Here is an 18,358-nt window from a genome sequence, read left to right on the forward strand (position 1 = left end):
CGTTAGCGGCGTCATCGCCAGTCACCGAGGTTGACGAACGAATCGCCGTACGCCGTTATCCACGTCGTCGTTCGGTACGGAACCGCCACATCCGACGGATAAAGCGTACAAGCCGGTCGCTCGGGTGAGCCGACGACGAGTGACATCAGTTCTCTGCGAGGTCGCGGGGATGGCCCGGGGTCGGCATCGCCGCTCCACGTTGGTTCGGTGTCGCTAGAGCTTCGGTCAGTCATGCTTCGAGGGGCTTCCGTAGCGACTCCGCGGTTGCGGTCTCGCCTGCACCCTCGCTCGCGGCGACCGCGAACACAGAGGACGACACCTGCGCCCCCGGCCCGTCTACGCTCCCAGTACCGTGGCCGGCGTCATCCGACGGACACCCTGCGAGAGAGCCGAACGAGGCGGCAACGGGTTCAACGGCGTCGAATCGTCGTCGCGCGTACTGAGACATGTGTTGTTAAAATTGAAGATTAGTATAATAAGTACTGCGATTTAACACTACGGAGTTAATAATCTAGTCGCGGTAAACAAGGATGGATTCAGGCGAACGAGACGATTATTTTGATAACCGAATCCCGGGGAGTGAGAAATTATAAGTAATATACCATCCAGATTTAATAACAATGGCAGAGAAAGAACGGAACTCGACGGCAACGTATTCGACTATCGACGCCCGTACGTGCCGTGCCCGAGCGCCGCATGGTCACGGGAGTGACCGTGGAGGTGACCAGTTGTGACAGAGTCCGGCCGGTCCGCAGAAGATGTCAAGCAGGCGGTTCAAGCCTACTGGAACGAGCGGGCTGATACGTACGACAACGACAGTCACCACGCTCTCCAAAGCGAGGAGCAACGCGACGCGTGGCTGTCGGTACTGCGCGCGTGGACGGGCAACTCGTCGGAGCGGATACTCGACGTCGGCTGCGGTACCGGCGTCATCTCGCTGCTGTTGGCCGACCTCGGTCACGACGTCACCGGAGTCGACTACTCGACCGAGATGCTCGAACAAGCCCGCGAGAAGCGTCAACAGACAGACCACGCTGTCGAGTTTCGCGTCGGAGACGCCGAATCACTAGACGAACCCGACGACGGGTACGACTTGGTGACGGCGCGGCATCTCATCTGGACGCTTCCGAACCCCTCGCGGGCGGTGCGGGAGTGGCGTCGAGTCGTCGAGCCCGGCGGTCGCATCGTTCTCATCGAAGGACACTGGGATTTCTCCGAGCCGTTCGACGGCTACGAGCGAATTCACGAGGACCTGCCGCTGTACGACGGCCGTCCCCCCGAGGAGCTATCGGAGATACTGAGACAAGGGGGACTCGAAAACGTCACCCACGAACCGCTGATGGAGCGGACGCTCTGGGGGGAAGTACCGGAGTACGAGCAGTACATCATCGCCGGTGACGTTCCGTGAGTGCCGCACGGTTCTAAGCGTCTGTCCGACCTTACCGGACCAGCGTGGCGATTTCGCCGGCCGTTTCGAACACCCACCGAACCAGGTACGGGAGGAGCTGACGGCAGCCGTGCGGCTATCAGTGAAGTCGTATGTTCTGTACCCCGTGAGAGTACATCGTGGGATGAAGCGTGAAGTCCTCGATGCGGTTCCGAATCCCCGTGACGGTCTCGCTGTAAGTTAACATCCCGAGCGGAGTATCGTCGTGAACGATTTCCTGTACCCTATCGTAGATCCGTTTCCGTTCGTCGTCATCCGTTGTCCGCCGCCCCCGTTCGATCAGGTCGTCTACTTCTGAATCCTCGTACCCGGTGTAGATTTGTGTGTCCTCGGAGTGGTAAAACGACATCGCCCGGTCTGGGTCCGGAACCCAGAAGAAATTGAACGATAGCAAACTGAAATCGGTTTCTCCGGCCTGCATATCCTCACTCAGCGCGCTCCACTCGGTTATGTTGATTTCGACGTTGATGCCGACCGCTCTGAGTTGGTTCTGAATCGCCGTCGCAATGATGCGAAGCTCGGGACGCCGCGTGTAGGTTCGCAGGACGACGTCGAACGGCGTTCCATCGCGATGGCGGAGTTCGTCCCCGTCGGCTTCCAAGGTCCAACCGGCCTCCGCGAGTAGAGATCTGGCTCTATCGGGACTGTATTCGTACGGTTCAAGCTCGTCGTTGGCCCACCCGGTCAATTCGGGAGAAAACGGGCCAATCGCGGGGTCACCGATACCCTCCAAAATCGTCCTCGCTATCGTTTGGGTATCGATTGCGTGATTAACCGCCTGTCGGACTCGAAGGTCGTCAAAGGGCGGTTCGCGGACGTTGTATGCTAAGAATCGACTTTGAGGCGTGCGAGTCGTCTGAGTTCTCGTATCTTCGGCGCGCGATATCCGTTCCATCGCGGAAACGGGAAGATTGACCACGATGTCCGACTCACCTGCATCGAGGCTGGAAACCTTCGTTTGGTTGTCTCGGATTCCCTCGTACACCACTCGGTCGACCTGCGGCGACGAACCGTAGTAGTCCGAGTTTTTCGTAGCGGTGATGGATTTGCCCGATTCCCACGAGTCGAACATGTACGGGCCGGTACCGACCGGTTCCACGAAGCCGTCCGAATCGGAAATCGAACTCTGACTAATGACGGTCGCGTACCGATGCGCCAGGTAGGACGGTAGCGGTGCAAATCGCTCGCCGGTGGTTATCACGACCTCGTGCGTGTCGGTCGCGCTAATCGATTCGACCGGGAGCGGAGACAGGAGACTCGCCTCGTCGAACGCTCTAGAGAGCGAGAACGCGACGGCCTCGCTCATCAGGCTCGTTCCGTCGTGAAACTGCACGCCGTCCCTGATGCCGATGGTCCAAGTTGTCCCGTCCGGCGAGACGTGCCACTCGTCAGCTAGCTGGGGTTCAATCCCCACGTCCCGCGTGACGCGAAACAGCGATTCGTAGACGCCGATCCGGCCTAGCGGTCCACCACTGTGAGTGACGGGGTCGATCGATTCCGGGATATACGACCCACCGATCACAATCGTCGTCTGATCAGCATTAGAAGAACAACCGGCGATAGAACCAATCGCGGCGGTGCCGAGACCCGCTTCGAGAAACCCGCGTCGTGTGTACTGAGGCATATTTACTAATTTTAGAACATTATATGATAATTCTTGTTATTTAAATTTGCATTTTTAATAATAGGCCGTGGTCCCGGACCCAATCGACCAACAGATGGTGCGTTCGCTCTCAAATTACGGGCGGGAAGTCACGAGTCGGATCGGTGCGGTCGCCGTTCCCCATCCGTTCCGTGGTTGTTCGTCCGGGTACCGTCGGCTAATTCGTCGGCGTAGTGGCAGCGCGATTGGGTAGTTCGGACCCGCTTGAACTCCGGATGCTGGCGCTCGCACTGTCCATCCGCGTGTGGACACCGAGGGTGAAACGGGCAGCCAGTCGGTCGGTTCGACGGGTCCGGTGGAGACCCGGGTAATGGCTCCGGCGGCGGGTCAGTCGGGTCGTCGCTCGGGACTGCACGCAGTAGCGCCTCCGTATAGGGGTGGCTGGGCCGCTCGAAGACATCCCGTGCCGGTCCGCGTTCGACGATTTCTCCGGCGTACATAACCGCCAGCCGATCAGCGAGATAGCGGACGACGCCGAGGTCGTGAGAGATAAACAGATAGCCGATCTCGTGCCGGCGCTGGAGCTCCGCGAGCAGGTCGAGAATGGTCGCCTGCGTGGCTACGTCGAGTCCCGAAACTGGCTCGTCGAGTACCACGAGTTCAGGGTCGTGGGCGAGCGCGCGAGCAATACCGACGCGCTGAAGCTGGCCACCCGAGAGCTCGCTCGGATACCGCGACCCGACCTGCGGGTCGAGGTTCACTTGCTCCAGCAGGTCGTCGATGCGGTCGACCCGCTCGTCGGGTTGCTGTTCGTGCCCGAACGACTCGGCGATAGACCGCCCGACCGACCACCGGGAGTCGAAGCTCTCGCGGACGTTCTGAAACACCACGCCGATGCGTCGAAGCTGCCCGCCGGTTCGGGTGGGGTAGCCACCAACGGTGTCCCCATCGAGCAGCACGGATCCTCCGTCGGGCGTCAGCTCCCCGGTGACGAGCTTCGCGAGCGTCGACTTCCCGCACCCGCTTTCGCCGACGACCCCGACGGTTTCTCCGCGGTTGATGGAGAGGGAGGCGCCACAGACGGCTTTCGCGGACCTCGCATCGCCCAACAGCCGGTCGAGGACCGAGCGACTCGTTTCGAACTCCTTTTCGACGTTTCGTAGCTCCGCGACTGGCGCGTGGCGCGTCTCGTCGTTTCCGCCGTCGTTCGCAGGAGACGCTCTCACTTCTCGTCACCACCGTCGGGAGCGACTACGTTCCGAGGCTGTCCGCTGGCAGCAACGGTCGGCGTCCCGCGAGAGTCCGTGGGCGTCTCGATGCAGGCCACGCGGTGGCCAGGGTCGCTTTCGACGACCGGGATGTCTCCGCTGCGACAATCGGAGGTTGCGAGGCGACAGCGATCCGCGAACGGACACCCGTCGTGACCGCCGACGGCGTCGGGCGGGCTTCCTTCGAGCGTGCTGACTCGCTCGTCGCGGCCGAGGTTCCGCGGTGAGCACTCGAGGAGTGCGCGGGTGTAGGGATGTTTCGGCGCGGTCAACACCTCGTCGACCGGCCCGGATTCCATCACCTGCCCGCCGTACATGACCACAACCCTGTCGCAGGTCTGGGCGACGACGCCGATGTCATGGGAGATCAGGAGGACGCCCATGTCTCGCTGGTCACGGAGTGTCCGTATCTGTCGCAGTATCCCCGCCTGCGTCGTCGTGTCCAGCGCCGTCGTCGGCTCATCGGCGATGAGCAGGTCTGGGTCGCTGGCCAATGCCACGGCAAGCATCGCACGCTGGCGCATCCCCCCGGAGAACTCGTGGGGATACTCGGCTGCGCTCCCGTTCGGGTCCGGAATCGCGACCTGTTCCATCAACTCGACGGCGCGGTCCTCGGCCCGGTTCCACGCGGTGCGGTTTCGGAACGGCGGGACACCCAGAAAGTCGAGGAGCCCCTGTGACGAACCGCCGTCGTGGATTCGGACCGACTCGGCAATCTGTTCGCTGACGGGGAACACCGGGTTCAGCGTCTCGTGGGGGTCCTGGAACACGATGGAGATGTCTTCACCGCGAACGCGACGAAGCGTCGCCTCATCGGCGTGGGTCAGGTCCCGCCCGTCGAAGCTGATCCGCCCCGAGACGATTCGCCCCGGGTCTTCCAACCGGATGATCGACCGGGCGGTGACCGATTTGCCGCACCCGCTCTCGCCGACGAGGCCGACGATTTCGCCGCGGTCCACGCCGAAGGAGGCCCCGTCGACGGCGTGGACTGTACCCTGGTCTGAGTCGAAGTGCGTGTGCAGGTCCTCGACGCGGAGGAGTTCGTTCATCATAATTGCTCGATTTGAGCCGACTGCGTCGGCGAGAGCGCGTCTCTGAGTCCGTCACCGAGGAGGTTGAACCCGAAGACGGTGAGCATGATCAGGACGCCGGGGGCGTTTACCAGCCACCACGCGGTCCGCAGATAGTTCCGGCCCGACGCGAGCATCGTCCCCCACTCGGGCGTCGGCGGCTGCGCGCCCAGCCCGAGAAAGGAGAGACCCGCCGTTCCCAAGATGACGCCGCCGACATCGAGCGTCGCCAGCACGACCACCGGTGCGACGACGTTCGGAATCAGGTGTCGGCCGAGCACGTGAGCGCGCGAGCGGCCGAGAAGCCGCGACGCGGTCACGAACTCTCGGTCTCGAACCGACAGGACGCTGCTCCTGACCAGTCGGGCGTAGGAAGCCCAGCCGACGACCGCGAGTGCGACCATCACGTTCGTGAGGCTCGGTCCGAGAATACCGGCGATCACGAGCGCGAGGACGATACCCGGGAACGCCAACAGCGTGTCGACGAGTCGCATCAACGCCTCGTCGACCCAGCCACCGACGTATCCGGCGACGAGTCCGACCGCGGTACCGAGAGAGAGCCGCACGGCCGTCACGGCGATGGCGATACCCAGCGAGAGACGGGCCCCGTGGAGCAGCCGGGTGAGCACGTCGCGTCCGAGTTGGTCGGTTCCGAGCGGGTGCGCGAGCGACGGGGCTTCCAGCCTGTGTGCGAGCGCCTGTGCGGCCGGGTCGTACGGCGAGACGGCCGGGCCGAACACCGCGAGCACGAACAGAGCACACACGAGACCGGCACCGAGCTTCGTGAGCCGTGTCGTCGTCAGGGCCTCGTACCACCGTCGCCAGCGAGCGCCGACCGGTCGGTGGGGCGCGCTGTTCGCGGCGTCCTCGCTCACGCCGGCTCACCCCTGCGGTCGATTCGCGGGTCGAGATACCGGTAGGTCAGGTCGACCGCTAAGTTGGTCAGAACGAAGATGACGCCCACGAGAAGGGTCACTCCCTGAATCACCGGGTAATCGCGTGCGAAAATCGCGTCGACGAGCAGCGTTCCCAGCCCCGGTCGCTGGAACACGGCTTCGACGACGACCGCCCCGTTCAGGACGTAGCTGAGTTGTAGCCCGGCTATCGTCACGACGGGGACGAGCGCGTTCCGCAAGGCGTGTTTGTAGACGACGATCCGCTCGCGCAGTCCCTTCGAGCGGGCGGTCCGGATGTAGGGTGCGTCGAGAACGTCCAGCATCGTCGTTCGGACCAACCGTGCGATGACCGCGGACATACCCGACCCGAGCGTTACCGCCGGAAGGACGAGGTGGTCGAGACCGCCGGAGCCCGCGACCGGGAACAGGTCAAGCCAGAGGGCCGCGACGATGATGAGCAGATAGCCGAGCCAGAAGTTCGGCATGGAGACGCCGACGAGTGCGCCGAACTGGGCCGCGTAGTCGACTCGGCCACCCGAATTAACCGCGCTCGCCACGCCGGCGGGTACTGCGATCGCGATCGCGATGACCATCGACGCGGCGGCGAGTTCTATCGTGTTGGGGAGGCGCTGTCCGATCATCGACGCCACGGTTTGCTCGGAGCTGTACGACTGCCCGAGGTCGCCGCCCAGTGTGTCGATCGCCCAGTCAGCGTACCTGACTGGGAACGGCTCGTTCAGGCCGTGTTGTTCTCGGAACGCGACCACTGTCTCCTCGGATGGTTGGTGTCCCGTCTGCTCGACAAGCGCGGCCACGGCTGGGTCTCCCGGCGTGAGGGCGGTCATGCTAAACGTGAGGATGGACACGCCGCCGAGAACCAGAACCGTCGTCACGAGTCGCTTCAGCAGGTATCTCATTTTTTCGAGCGGTGACGGTTCCGAAACAGAGCGTCGGGCGAGCGGTGCTGTGCGTTCGCCGTCTCAGTCTGACTGGCGTTTTCACCTCCGTCGAAATCGAGGTTTTCTAAGTGATAGCACGTCTCTGTCGGCAGCGGCTCGTATCCCGTAACGTCAGCGTCAACCCCGACCACGTTCGTGACGTAGGTCAACCAGCCGATGGGAACGTCGCGCTGGATGATCGATTGCACTTCGTCGTAGCGGCGCTTTCGTTCCTCGGCATCGGTGACCTGCCTCGCTTCCGTGAGCAGTTCGTCGACGCGGTCGTTCGCGTAGCCGCTGAACATCGTCGCGTTTTCGGAGTGAACGAAGTCCGTGAGCCGGTCCGGGTCTGGATACCACAGAAGCGAGTTCGACCACATGACGAGGTCGAACGCCTCGCTGTTGGCGCGCTCCTCGATGGTTCCGTAGTCCATCACTTGGAGGCTGACGTCGAAGCCAACTTGCGACAACTGGGCTTGGACGGCCTCGGAGACGATGGGCAGCGCCCGCGCGTCGTACGTCCAGAGGTCAATTTCCAACGGCGCACCATCCCGCTCTCGCGTGTCCTCGCTCGGTTCCCATCCCGCGTCGGTGAGTAACTGCCTCGCAGTCTGTGGGTCGTACGGATACGGTTCGAGGTCGGCGTTGGCCCAGTTCGTGACCCCCGACGGGAAGGGACCGGTAGCAGCCGGACCGAGGCCGTTCAGCACGCTGTCGACGATTTTCTCCCGGTCGACCGCGTGCATGACCGCTCGGCGGACGTTTCGGTCGTCGAACGGCGGCGACGTCGTGTCGTACACGAGGTAGCGAGACCGAGGAACCGCGTAGGTGACCGGCTCCACGTTAGGTCGGTCGTTCAGGGTCGAAATAGCCGACCCGGAGAGGGCTCGCGCCATGTCGAGTTCGGCGTTTTCGAGCTTCAGGAGTCGCGTCTGGTCGTCCGGCACGCTCTCGTAGACGAGCGTGTCGATGGCCGGCGTCTGACCGCGGTACGATGGGTTCGACACGGTGGTGATTCGCTCGCCCGGCTTCCACGAGTCGAACTGGAACGGTCCCGTTCCGACCGGCGCGGTGACGTTGCCGTCGTCGTCGTACGAACTCTCCGCGATGATGCTGGTCGGGCCGCGGGTGAGATGTGCTGGAAGCGGCGCGAACGGGGTGCTCGTTTCGATTTCGACGACGCGCTCGCCGCTACCGGAGACGGACTCAACCGGGAGGCTCGCCAACGAATCCGAGTTGAAGCTCCGCCGGAGGGAGGCGACGACCGCATCGACGGTCAGCGGCGTTCCGTCGTGGAACGAAACGCCCTCCCTGAGGGTGAACTTCCACGTCAGATTGTCGTCGCTCGTGGTCCACCCAGAGGCTAATCCCGGTTTGACCGACGCGTTGTAGTCCGCGATGACGAGCGGTTCGATGACGTTCAGCTTTCGGAACATCCACCCCTTGACGAGCGGGTCGAGGGAATCTGGATTCCACGGCGTCCCGACGCGGAACGTCGTCTCCTGTTCCGTCTGCTCCGAGGAGGAGGTCCGCTCACCGTCCTGTGAGGTGCCGCTGCAACCCGCGAGTCCGATGAGGCCCGCCGTCGCTCCCTTCAATGCGTCTCGTCGACTGAGTCTGCGGTTTCGTAGCGTTAGCATTCTTCGTGGTCCTCGCCTCTCTGCCGGCCGGTCGAAGCCGCGTTTCGCTCTCCGAGCCATGCGATGAGTTCCAGTAGCTCACCGACGGCCGTCTCGAACACGTCCCGGCCGGTTTCGGCGGTCGCGGCCGTCGGGTCTCCGACGACGCCGTTCTCGCTGAACTCGTCGGTGTACGTTGCGACTTGCGCGCCGTGGACCCACTCACCCCAGCTATCGGCGTCGCCCGGCTGTGGCGCGCCGACGTGTTCGGGAACCAAGTGTTGCAGCACACTCGTCTCGATCTCTCCCGCGTGCTGTACGTCCACGTCGACAGCCATCATCCACTCCCAGTACTGTGCATCGAGCGTGGTCTCGTCCGAGAGGCGTCGGCAAACGTGCTTGAGCAGCTCTCTGTTCCCACCGTGTCCGTTGACTATCAGGACAGTTTCGACGCCCCACGCGTCCACACATTCCAACAGATGGAACACGTACTCCCGAAGCACGTCCGGAGGGACGTGAAGCGTCCCCGGGAAACGGCGGTGATACGGCGCGACACCGATGTGTACTGGGGGGAGTTTCCACGCTTCGGCGCGGTCGGCAGCGACGTCAGCGATTGCATCTGCGACAAGCACGTCGGTTCCGAGCGGGGCGTGCGGGCCGTGCTGTTCGATGCTCCCGACGGGGAGGAGGCAGACGTCAGCGTTGGACCCCTCCACGTCGGCCCACGTCTGTTCCGTGAGGTTCACGAGCGACCACCCCGCGTCATCCAGTCGGCTGCCGTGGGGCAGGGGATAACGCCGTTGTGCAGTTCCAACCCTGTGAGGATGTCGGGAGACGCAACCGTGAGCGGTGTCCCTTCTCCACTACGACATCCTGTAACGACTCCTGTAGCCCCGACTGCGAGGTCAGTATGCGACTTTCGTCTCGAACGTCGACCGAGCATGAATAACAACCTATTGTGTAGATATAATAACTCTTGCCAAACTAGTATAGATTTTTCATAATTGGTCACGGAGGAAGCGTCCCAGAACACCCGCTGTGAAGCCACGACCGACTGCTGTTTCGAGCGTCTCTCGGGCACGTGTTACGAACGCTATACAAGTCAAATAGTTCTTTCTAAACTTTAGTTGTTTTCTAGGCGTGTCAACGAGAGAGGGTTATCGAGAGACAAGAGTGGCGCCAAGAGTCACAGGAGAGGAACGCCCGACTCCGGTGCCTTCCCCCACGCAGCGTTCCGCGTCGCCAGCGTGTACTGGTCTCCCCGCTCTACGTGAAACTCGTCAAGGTCGGTCGTCCTCTGGAGTTCGAGGGCGCTCAGCTTTGGCCTTGGGAGGTATTGAGCTGCGACACGAGAGCCGACCGGGAGAGTAGACGACGTCAACCGATTCGAGCGGCCACTCCCCTCGAACCGCGAGTAGGTCGGCCCCGCCTCGGTCCGAGCCCGATACCGTAGAGGGTCATCTGACATCCCTTCTCAGTGGGTGACGGATGGGAGCGCTACGTCACTCAGCTCTCATCGGTTGTGTGTCGGGTCGCGAGTCCGGCGAGGTGCGGCGCTTCCGTGGAGATTATTTCGGTGGTTGCGAGCCGAACGGCGTTTTCACTTCCGGGCAGTACGAACACGGGCACGTCGCGGGCGATACCCGCGGTCGCACGGGTTGAGACGATGCGCGTTCGAACCTCCCCCCACGAGAGCCACCGGAACGCCTCGCCGAATCCCGGCAGTTCGCGGTCGAAGAGGTCGCCGACTGCGTCCGGTGTGACGTCGTCGACGGTGACCCCCGTTCCGCCCGTGGTAATGAGGATATCGACGTCGGGTCGCTCCAGAAACTCGCTCACGGTCGTCTTGATTCGGACGTAGTCGTCCGGGACCGTCCGACGCGCCGTGATGACGTGACCCGCTTCGGCAAGGATACTGGCGATGGCGTCGCCACTAGGGTCTGAGAGGTCCTTTTCCACGTCAGTCCCCCGAGACGACGACACCGTCACGATGGCGACGCCGAGCGGGTCGATACAGTCGTGGCCGTCGGCGTCGGTCGTCCGTCGCGACTCTATCGGTGGGAGTTCACGACTGGCACCGTTCATTGCTCCCCACCAAGGACGAGCCGCTGTTCGGTCGGAGGCTTCGAATACGACCGCTGGCCCGGGAAGCGGTTCTCGAAGGCGCTCCAGTCGGCGTCCATCTCCTCGTCGGTGAGGAGACAGTCGTCGAGTTCGTCGGCGATACCGATCGAGTCCATTCCGGCACCGATGAAGACGAGCTTCACTTCGCGGTCACCCCACTGGTCGTCCCACTGGAGCCCCGGATGCGACTCGCGGTACGACTCCTGCCGAGATTCGGAGAGCGTAGCCGCCCATCGTCCGTTGACCTCGACGTGGATCTGTGCGCCCGCTTGGCTCAGGTTGAGGGCGTAGCGGTCGCGTCCGGCAACCCACATGTGGCCTTTCGCCCGGACGACGGAATCGGGGAACGAGCGGAGCCATTCGTGGAACCGCTCGGGATGGAACGGTCGATGTCGCTCGTAGACGAACGACTCGACGCCGAACTCCTCTGGTGGGTGGAGGTGGTCGTGGTCGTGGTCGTCACCATGGTCGTGGTCCTCGCCGTGCTCATGGTCGTGGTCCTCGCCGTGCTCATGGTCGTGGTCCTCGCCGTGCCCATGGTCTGTGTCCGTCCCGTTATCGTCGTGCTCGTGCGGCTCAGCGTCTGCATCGTCCTCGTGGTCGGTTGAGATAACCTGTTTCCACCGGGCAGAGTTACTCGCCTCATCCTTGTCGAACTGTTCCGTTCCGAGGATTCGGTCCGGGTCCACAGCGCTTTCGGTCGCCCGGACGATGTCTACATCAGGGTGGAGTGTTCGGATGACGCGTTCGACCTCCGCACGTTCCTCGTCGGACACGAGATCACACTTGTTGAGGACGAGCACGTCGCAGAACTCGACCTGCTCGGCGAGCAGCTCCGAAAGCGGTCGGGTATCGTCATCGCTCGACGTGAGCGGCTCCCCGAGGACGAACGCCCGGTGGAACTGGTGGGCGTCAACCACGGTAACGGCCGTGTCGAGGTCGTACAGCGCAGAAGCCCGCGCGGGAGAGACGAATCGCCGCGCAATTGGGACCGGGTCGCTGATTCCCGAGGCTTCGATGACGAGGTAATCGAACTCCTCGTCGAAAGCGAGCCGCCGGAGCTCTTGATCCAGTTCGTCTTGGAGCCCACAGCAGATGCACCCGTTCGAGAGCTCCGTGACGCCGCCGTCGTCCATCGAGAGGTCGGAACCGTTCTCGATGAGGTCGGCGTCGACGTTCACCTCGCCGACGTCGTTGACGAGGACAGCAATATCGTACTGCTCTCCACCGACGGTGAGGAGGTGGTTGAGCAGGGTCGTCTTACCGGCACCGAGCCCGCCGCTCAGAATCGTGACTGGGGGTTGGTCGTCGAGGCTCATCAGTCGTCGGCCAACGCCAGTTCACGCTGCTCGTCAGACCCGAACGGGTCCGGGTACGTGCCCCAATCCTCGTCCATTTCGGCGTCCGTGAGGAGACAGTCGTTCAGCCGTTCGACCAGTGGTTCCTGATCGAACTCCCGACCGATGAACACGAGTTGGACCCCGCGGTCACCCCATTTGTCGTCCCAGTCCGCCTTGATACCCGGCCGGGCGGCGAAATACCGCTGCTGTTGGGCCTTCGGGAGCGTGGCGATCCACGTTCCTTTCGGGCCGGCACGGACAGACTGGCCCGCCTTGTCGAGGCCCATAGCGATGTCTTCGCGACCCGCCGACCAGAAAAAGCCCTTCGCGCGGACGACACCGTCGGGGAGGTCGGCGAAGAGTTCGGCGACTCGGTCGGGGTGGAACGGTCGGTCCGCGTCGAAGACGAACGAGGTGACGCCGTGTTCCTCGGCGGCGGCATCGTGATGGTGGCCCTCCTGTAGTTCGCGCTTCCACCCGGCGGACTGGCTGGCGCGGTTGAAGTCGAACCGCCCCGTGTTCAAGATTTCCTCGGGGGCGACGGCGCCGTGTTCCGTTCGGATGAGCTTCGCCCACGGCTGGAGGGTTTTCAGAACAGCCTCTATCTTCTCCAGTTCGTCTTCGGGAACAAGGTCGCACTTGTTCAGGAGAAGCACGTCACAGAACTCGATTTGGTCCATGAGCGCTTCTTCGGGAACGCGGTTGTCCTCCGGGTCGACCGTGTCGTCCGTGAGCGCCTGCCCCGAATCGAAGCCCTGCCAGAAGCTGTGTGCATCGACGACGCTCACCATCGTATCGAGTTCGTAGACTCCCGTGGGGTCGAACTCCGCGTCTTCGAAGCCGCGAGCGAACGTCTGGGCGACCGGAATCGGCTCGCTGATTCCGGACGACTCGACGAGGAGGTAGTCGAAGTCTCGCTCTGCGGCTAAGCGTCCCACCTCATCGAGCATGTCTCCGCGGAGCCGACAGCAGATACAGCCGTTCGACAGCTCGATGATCTCTTCGTCGTTCTGGGTGAGTGCCGACTCACGTTCGACGAACTCGGCGTCTATGTTCACCTCTCCCATGTCGTTGACGAGAACTGCGGCGTTCAGGTCCCGTTCGCTACCGAGGAGATGGTTCAACGTCGTCGTCTTTCCAGCGCCGAGACTGCCGCTCAGAATCGTCACCGGAATCGGGTCGTTGTTGACCGACATGCGTGGATTATGAAGATGCTATACTAAAATACTAATTATTACTCTCTGACTTCGAACTCATAACAGAAATTAATAATAAGTGAGACTTTTTTAGTATATGAGCGTCGTTAGTATCTCTATGCCGGAGGCGTTGCTCGACCGCATCAGCGAGTTCGCCGACGAACACGAGTACAGCGGTCGGAGCGAGGTCGTGCGCGAAGGAGCGCGGATGTTACTCGAAGAATTTGACGGAGGAGCGCGCGACGGGGGGCCGTACGTAGGAACGGTGATCGTCGCCTTCGAATGTCGTCACTCCACGGTTCAACAGCACCTCGCAGAGATACGACACGACAACGGCTCCGCCGTCACCGCGACCACCCACGCACACCTCGGGAACCGATACTGTATGGAACTGTTCGTCTTGGAAGGGAGTCCGGAGGCCCTCGCTGAGTTCGTGAACTCCGTTCGAGTGGTATCGGATGTGCGGGCCGTGGATTACTCGCTCACGTCGCTCGGCGAAGAACACCACAACCACCCGCCCCGATCGTGAGCGACGCTCAGCGTTTGGCGAGATGCAGCAGTTTGACCCGATTCACCGCGTCGAAATCGCGCAATCGATACGTGAGTTCGCGGACACGTCCTGCAATCCCTCGACAGAAAAGTGTCTCAAGACACCACTCTCCTTCGTGAATATGGTTCGTGGCCGTAATGACATCCTGATATTGGTGTTGTACATTGTGGATGTCCTCGATAACCGCTTCGTGTTCGTAGTCGAAGGCGATGATAACGACCACCTCGCCTTCGACGTCTTCCAACCTGGTGTGTCGCTCAATGTACTCCTGCATCGCTTCGCGGACGCCGCGCGAACGCGAATCCAATCCCTCTGCTTGCCACGTCACGTCAAAGTTGGAAAGGAGGTCGTCGGAGACGTTGAAGCTCGTGCGCATCAAATATTAATCTGCTATTCAGACATATGAATTGCTAGTAAAGTAATCCAATATAATAATATATTCAGTGCCGTAGCAGTTCCGACGGCGCGACAAACAGTCGAGTTCGTCGGGACCAACGCGGTAGGCCGAAGAGTACGACTCGGCAATAGACCGACGAAGGCGCTCAGTCGCGCCCGCGGCCATCAGGAGCGGGAGTCCGTGTAGCGTCCAAGTTGTCAACTTCCGTCAGAAGAGACACGAGCTCCGCTTCCGTTACTGGCTGCGCCGACGCCAGCCCCGCATCGCGGGCCACGCGAACCGCACTCGGCGGGTGCAGGTTCGCTTCCGCCAACAGCGCGTCGTCGTAGAATACTTCGCTCGGGGTTCCGCCCCCAACGACGTTGCCGTCGGTCATCACGCAGACGCGGTCGGCGACCTCGGCGGCAAAGTCGAGGTCGTGCGTCGAGAGGACGACGCTGATGCCATCCGCGTGAATCTTCTGGACCCGCTCGGCGACCAGTCGCGACCGCTCCGGGTCCAGGCCCGCGAGCGGTTCGTCCAGCACGACGACGCTCGGTTCGAGGACGAGCACGCCAGCGAGACCGACGAGGCGTTTCTCGCCGCCGCTCAAGTAGTGCGGAATCCGGTCTTCGAGGTGACCCGCCTCGACCGTTTCGAGCGCCTCGCGAGCGCGCTGTTTCGCTTCGTCAGTGGGGACGCCGTAGTTTTGGAGGCCGAACATCACGTCATCGAGGACCGTGGGTGCGACGAGTTGCGTATCGGCGTCCTGGAAGACGAAGCCGACTTCCTTTCGCGCGCGTGTTTTGTTGTCTTCGCTGATTGGTGTGCCGCCGACGACCAGTTCGCCATCGTCGGGGACGAGCGTGGCGTTCAGGTGTTCGAGGAGCGTCGATTTCCCCGCGCCGTTGCCGCCGACGAGCGCGACGATCTCGCCGGGGAAGACGCTAAACTCGACGTCGTGCATGCCGACGGTTCCGTCCGGATACGTATGCGCCTCACACCGGAGGTCGACAAGTGGCGTCTCAGCGTGAGTCACAGTCCCACCCCGGTGACCGAGACAGCCGCATACCCGACGACAACCGCGTACGAACCGACCACGACAAGTAGCTCGCGAAGGGGCGGCCGCGAGACGTCGCCGTACAGCGTGATGTCGCCGTCGTAGCCGCGGGCTTCCATCGATTTGACGAGCCGTTCGGACTGCTCGATGGCCGACAGCATCGTCATCCCGAGGATTCTCGCGTACAGTCGCCTGTTCGACCAGAACTCCGAGAGATTCGCACCCCGGGTGAGCACGGCTTTCACCAGGTCTTCGAGCGTCTCGACCATGACGAACGTGAACCGATAGGTGAGGAGCGCGACCTGGTCAATTGGTCGGGGGAGCAAGCGTCCGAGCATGTACGCAACCGCGGTGTACTTCGTCGTCATCGACGCCGCCAGCGTGAACGTCACGACTGTCAGTGACCGGAAACTGAGTTCACAGAGGAGTACGAGACCCGACCACGTGACTGAGAGTTCACCGACCGGCGTCGAGAGCGCACCGCCAATCGGCGTGCCCGGCTCGAGGAACGCCAACGGGCCGGCGACCGAGACGATAAACAGGAGCGGAAGCGTGTACCAGCCCGCTAAGCGGCGGTACGGAAGCCCCGCTAACCCGTAGGCGGCGAGGACCACACCGTACAGTCCAGCGAGGAGTACAACGTGGTCGAACACAGTGACCGCGAGGACGAGTGCGCCGACGATTCCCACCTTGGTCCACGGATTGACGCGGTGGAGCGGCCCATCCCGCCGCTCGGCGAACGCCGTGATGAGCCGCGGGTCGGGAACGTGGTTCGAGAGCGTCGTCACGAGTTACTGTGCCGAGCGTCCCTCTTCGCCGAAGCCGCCGTAGCGGTCGACGTAGACGTACAGTCCGATGCCGAGGACGAACAACAGGGCGACGAGTCCCCCGAATTCGAGCATCATCCCGCCCTTCCGAATCGGCCCGGCGACGACGATGCCGCGACCGAAGTCGACGAGTGCGCCGCCGCCCTCCTGCACTCCACGTTGGAGCGCCTTCGCGGACCGCTTGGCCCACGGGAGCGCGCCGCCGGTCGAAGTGAACCCCCAGAGCCCGGCTGCGAAACAGACCGCGAGCAGACCGAGGAGGCCCCCGTACTGTTGCCAGCGCTGCATCACGCGGTCACCCCGGTTGACTCCTCACGAGTCTCTTGGTCGGTGAGGCCGACGAGATCGGGACGGACCGACGCGAGGAACTGGACGACGAAGCCCGTCAGGATACCTTCGATGACAGCGACGCCGAGGTTGAGTCCGACGAGGCCGGCGACGGCGATTGTCAGGTCGCCCCGGGGGAGCGCACTCCCGTTCACGCCGCTGATGACGATGATCGCGCCCATCAGGACCGCTCCTGCCGACAGGCCGAGTGTCGCGGCGCTAGCGCTGGCGGGGAAGACATCCCAGTCCATTCCCATCAGCGCCTTAAACGCGTAGTAGGCGACGATAGCCTCAGTAGCGTTGACGAGCGTGTTCGCACCGAGCAGGCCGACCGCACCGTGTCCGAGCGCCGCCGAGAAGATGTTCACGACCAGCGCGATGAGTCCCGCGAGGTGTGCGAGCCCCGTTGGAAGCACCATCTCCGACCCCAAAACGGGGACGACAATCGCAGTCGAGGTTGCGAACAGATCCACGAACGCGCGCACCGACGCGACCGGCCCCGGAACCAGATACGACGGCTGGGTCATCATCGCGCCGATCCACCAGACGATGAGGAACGCGGTCAGCCCGCCGAGTCCGCGCAGATATCTCTGCGCGTCCCCCTCGAAACGGGGCATCGTGGTCGCACTGGATTTGGAGTCGGTCTGGAGGCTCATTACTGGATTGCGTCGTAGGGGCTGAACGCGAACAGGTCCTCGGTCGCGACCGGTGTCTCGATGTTGCCGACGTTCGCGACGAACTCACCCATCGTCGCGGTTTGCTCGGTGATTGCGTGGGGATCCGAGATGAACGCAGATGCCTGGGAGTCCATTGCTTTCGTGGCCAGTTGTTCGCTCACGCCGGACCCAATCACCGACGCGGCGTGGGTAGCGGCCACATCAGGCGAATTTGCCGTGAACTCGGTCGCCGCCGTGTGCTGTTCGACCAGCGACTGGGCGACCTCGCTGTCGTCAATCACTCGCTGGTTCGCAAACAGCACCGTAACCGGATGGTTCTCCAAGATGTTACCGGACCAGACGAGTTCCTCGAAGCCGTCCTCTTGGCCGATTATCGTCGCGAACGGCTCTTGGATGATAGTCGCGTCGATATCACCCGATTGGATCGTTTGGACCGCCTTCGCCGGTGGGACCTTCGATTTGTTGATGACGGACTCTATCTCACCGACGTTGAGGTCCTCTTGGATCCAGTACCGGAGCACGATATCAGGGACGCTCCCATCCGGCGGAGCACCGAACCGGACCTTGCGACCGTGTTCTTCCTCGAAGCGCTCGAACGTGGCTGTCTCCTCCTGTTCGTAGAGCTCGGCTAGTTCGGTCGTCCCCATGACCTTGAAGCCGTTTCTCGAATTTGCCGCGAGGATACCGGTGTCGGTCCCTTTGTCGGCGAGAACCATCGCAGGGGTGATACCGAAAAGCGCGACGTCGACATCCCCGCTGGCGAAGGCCTTGACGACGCTGGGGCCGGAGCTGAACCGCTCTATTGAGACCTCCGCCGGAACCTCCTCGTAGTAGCCCTCCTGTTCCATCACGTAGTGTTGTATGTTCGGGTAAATCGGGACGTACGCGACGGTCACAGAGTCGAGTGACCCACCACTTTGACCGAGACAGCCAGCGATTCCCGTCGCAGCGACCGTGCTTACACCCGCTTTCTGGAGCAATCTTCGTCGCGTGAGTTCGACCATCGTTGTTGTTAATTTTAAAACAGAGTATAATAATAA

Annotated in this window: 20 protein-coding genes; 2 read left to right on the plus strand and 18 right to left on the minus strand. The window is 62.4% G+C overall.

From position 1 onward, the window contains the following. Positions 1-11 precede the first annotated feature (11 nt). Both DEQ67_RS15920 and DEQ67_RS15925 read right to left on the minus strand, forming a co-directional pair. Entirely contained in the window at positions 12-233 is a 222-nt protein-coding gene (locus DEQ67_RS15920) for a DUF7511 domain-containing protein (RefSeq protein ID WP_115891666.1), read from the minus strand. Further along, positions 230-448, minus strand: coding sequence for a hypothetical protein (locus DEQ67_RS15925; RefSeq protein ID WP_058567871.1), 219 nt, complete (start codon positions 446-448; stop codon positions 230-232). Before DEQ67_RS15925 ends, DEQ67_RS15920 begins: the two co-directional genes overlap by 4 nt. A 282-nt stretch (positions 449-730) precedes the next feature. On the opposite strand from DEQ67_RS15925, the gene DEQ67_RS15930 reads away from it, so the two are divergent. Then, on the plus strand, positions 731-1,408 hold the full coding sequence (locus DEQ67_RS15930) for a class I SAM-dependent methyltransferase (RefSeq protein WP_058567870.1): 678 nt from the start codon (positions 731-733) through the stop codon (positions 1,406-1,408). A gap of 118 nt (positions 1,409-1,526) precedes the next feature. Here DEQ67_RS15930 and DEQ67_RS15935 read toward each other — a convergent pair whose 3' ends face one another. The 10 genes from DEQ67_RS15935 to DEQ67_RS15980 form a co-directional block, all read right to left on the minus strand. Further along, positions 1,527-3,071, minus strand: coding sequence for an ABC transporter substrate-binding protein (locus DEQ67_RS15935; protein ID WP_233509333.1), 1,545 nt, complete (start codon positions 3,069-3,071; stop codon positions 1,527-1,529). 128 nt (positions 3,072-3,199) lie between these two features. After that, on the minus strand, positions 3,200-4,276 hold the full coding sequence (locus tag DEQ67_RS15940; RefSeq protein ID WP_115803433.1) for an ABC transporter ATP-binding protein: 1,077 nt from the start codon (positions 4,274-4,276) through the stop codon (positions 3,200-3,202). Beyond that, positions 4,273-5,370, minus strand: coding sequence for an ABC transporter ATP-binding protein (locus tag DEQ67_RS15945; protein WP_115862178.1), 1,098 nt, complete (start codon positions 5,368-5,370; stop codon positions 4,273-4,275). Before DEQ67_RS15945 ends, DEQ67_RS15940 begins: the two co-directional genes overlap by 4 nt. Beyond that, positions 5,367-6,263, minus strand: a complete 897-nt coding sequence (gene nikC / locus DEQ67_RS15950; RefSeq protein WP_115862177.1) for a nickel transporter permease — start codon at positions 6,261-6,263, stop codon at positions 5,367-5,369. Before nikC ends, DEQ67_RS15945 begins: the two co-directional genes overlap by 4 nt. Beyond that, on the minus strand, positions 6,260-7,201 hold the full coding sequence (gene nikB / locus DEQ67_RS15955) for a nickel ABC transporter permease (RefSeq protein WP_115891664.1): 942 nt from the start codon (positions 7,199-7,201) through the stop codon (positions 6,260-6,262). Before nikB ends, nikC begins: the two co-directional genes overlap by 4 nt. Beyond that, complete coding sequence (locus tag DEQ67_RS15960; RefSeq protein WP_058567864.1) at positions 7,198-8,820, minus strand: ABC transporter substrate-binding protein; 1,623 nt, start codon at positions 8,818-8,820, stop codon at positions 7,198-7,200. Before DEQ67_RS15960 ends, nikB begins: the two co-directional genes overlap by 4 nt. A 35-nt stretch (positions 8,821-8,855) precedes the next feature. Further along, entirely contained in the window at positions 8,856-9,587 is a 732-nt protein-coding gene (locus DEQ67_RS15965) for a creatininase family protein (protein ID WP_115803437.1), read from the minus strand. A 760-nt stretch (positions 9,588-10,347) separates the two neighbouring features. After that, entirely contained in the window at positions 10,348-10,926 is a 579-nt protein-coding gene (locus DEQ67_RS15970) for a MogA/MoaB family molybdenum cofactor biosynthesis protein (RefSeq protein WP_058567862.1), read from the minus strand. Continuing rightward, complete coding sequence (locus DEQ67_RS15975; protein ID WP_115891663.1) at positions 10,923-12,284, minus strand: CobW family GTP-binding protein; 1,362 nt, start codon at positions 12,282-12,284, stop codon at positions 10,923-10,925. Before DEQ67_RS15975 ends, DEQ67_RS15970 begins: the two co-directional genes overlap by 4 nt. Further along, entirely contained in the window at positions 12,284-13,501 is a 1,218-nt protein-coding gene (locus tag DEQ67_RS15980; protein WP_058567860.1) for a GTP-binding protein, read from the minus strand. The genes DEQ67_RS15975 and DEQ67_RS15980 overlap by 1 nt, the downstream gene beginning before the upstream one ends. Before the next feature lie 118 nt (positions 13,502-13,619). Between DEQ67_RS15980 and DEQ67_RS15985 the strand changes: the two genes are divergently transcribed. Then, on the plus strand, positions 13,620-14,030 hold the full coding sequence (locus DEQ67_RS15985) for a CopG family ribbon-helix-helix protein (RefSeq protein WP_058567859.1): 411 nt from the start codon (positions 13,620-13,622) through the stop codon (positions 14,028-14,030). 7 nt (positions 14,031-14,037) lie between these two features. On the opposite strand, the gene DEQ67_RS15990 is transcribed toward DEQ67_RS15985, so the two are convergent. The 6 genes from DEQ67_RS15990 to DEQ67_RS16015 form a co-directional block, all read right to left on the minus strand. Next, on the minus strand, positions 14,038-14,427 hold the full coding sequence (locus tag DEQ67_RS15990; RefSeq protein WP_058567858.1) for a CopG family ribbon-helix-helix protein: 390 nt from the start codon (positions 14,425-14,427) through the stop codon (positions 14,038-14,040). Positions 14,428-14,593: 166 nt separating this feature from the next. Next, a complete protein-coding gene (locus tag DEQ67_RS15995; protein ID WP_199180626.1) occupies positions 14,594-15,394 on the minus strand; it encodes an energy-coupling factor ABC transporter ATP-binding protein in 801 nt (266 codons plus the stop codon). A 68-nt stretch (positions 15,395-15,462) separates the two neighbouring features. Beyond that, positions 15,463-16,275: an energy-coupling factor transporter transmembrane component T family protein gene (locus tag DEQ67_RS16000; protein WP_058567856.1), complete on the minus strand. Its 813-nt coding sequence runs from the start codon at positions 16,273-16,275 to the stop codon at positions 15,463-15,465. 3 nt (positions 16,276-16,278) lie between these two features. Next, positions 16,279-16,602 (minus strand): hypothetical protein, encoded by a 324-nt coding sequence (locus DEQ67_RS16005; RefSeq protein WP_058567855.1) that lies wholly within the window; start codon positions 16,600-16,602, stop codon positions 16,279-16,281. Then, positions 16,602-17,297, minus strand: a complete 696-nt coding sequence (locus DEQ67_RS16010; RefSeq protein ID WP_115803444.1) for an energy-coupling factor ABC transporter permease — start codon at positions 17,295-17,297, stop codon at positions 16,602-16,604. Before DEQ67_RS16010 ends, DEQ67_RS16005 begins: the two co-directional genes overlap by 1 nt. Continuing rightward, on the minus strand, positions 17,297-18,322 hold the full coding sequence (locus tag DEQ67_RS16015) for an ABC transporter substrate-binding protein (RefSeq protein WP_199506001.1): 1,026 nt from the start codon (positions 18,320-18,322) through the stop codon (positions 17,297-17,299). Before DEQ67_RS16015 ends, DEQ67_RS16010 begins: the two co-directional genes overlap by 1 nt. Between the last annotated feature and the right edge of the window lie 36 nt (positions 18,323-18,358).

Origin of the sequence: Haloferax sp. Atlit-48N, from assembly GCF_003383015.2 — an archaeon.
Lineage (GTDB): Archaea > Halobacteriota > Halobacteria > Halobacteriales > Haloferacaceae > Haloferax > Haloferax volcanii.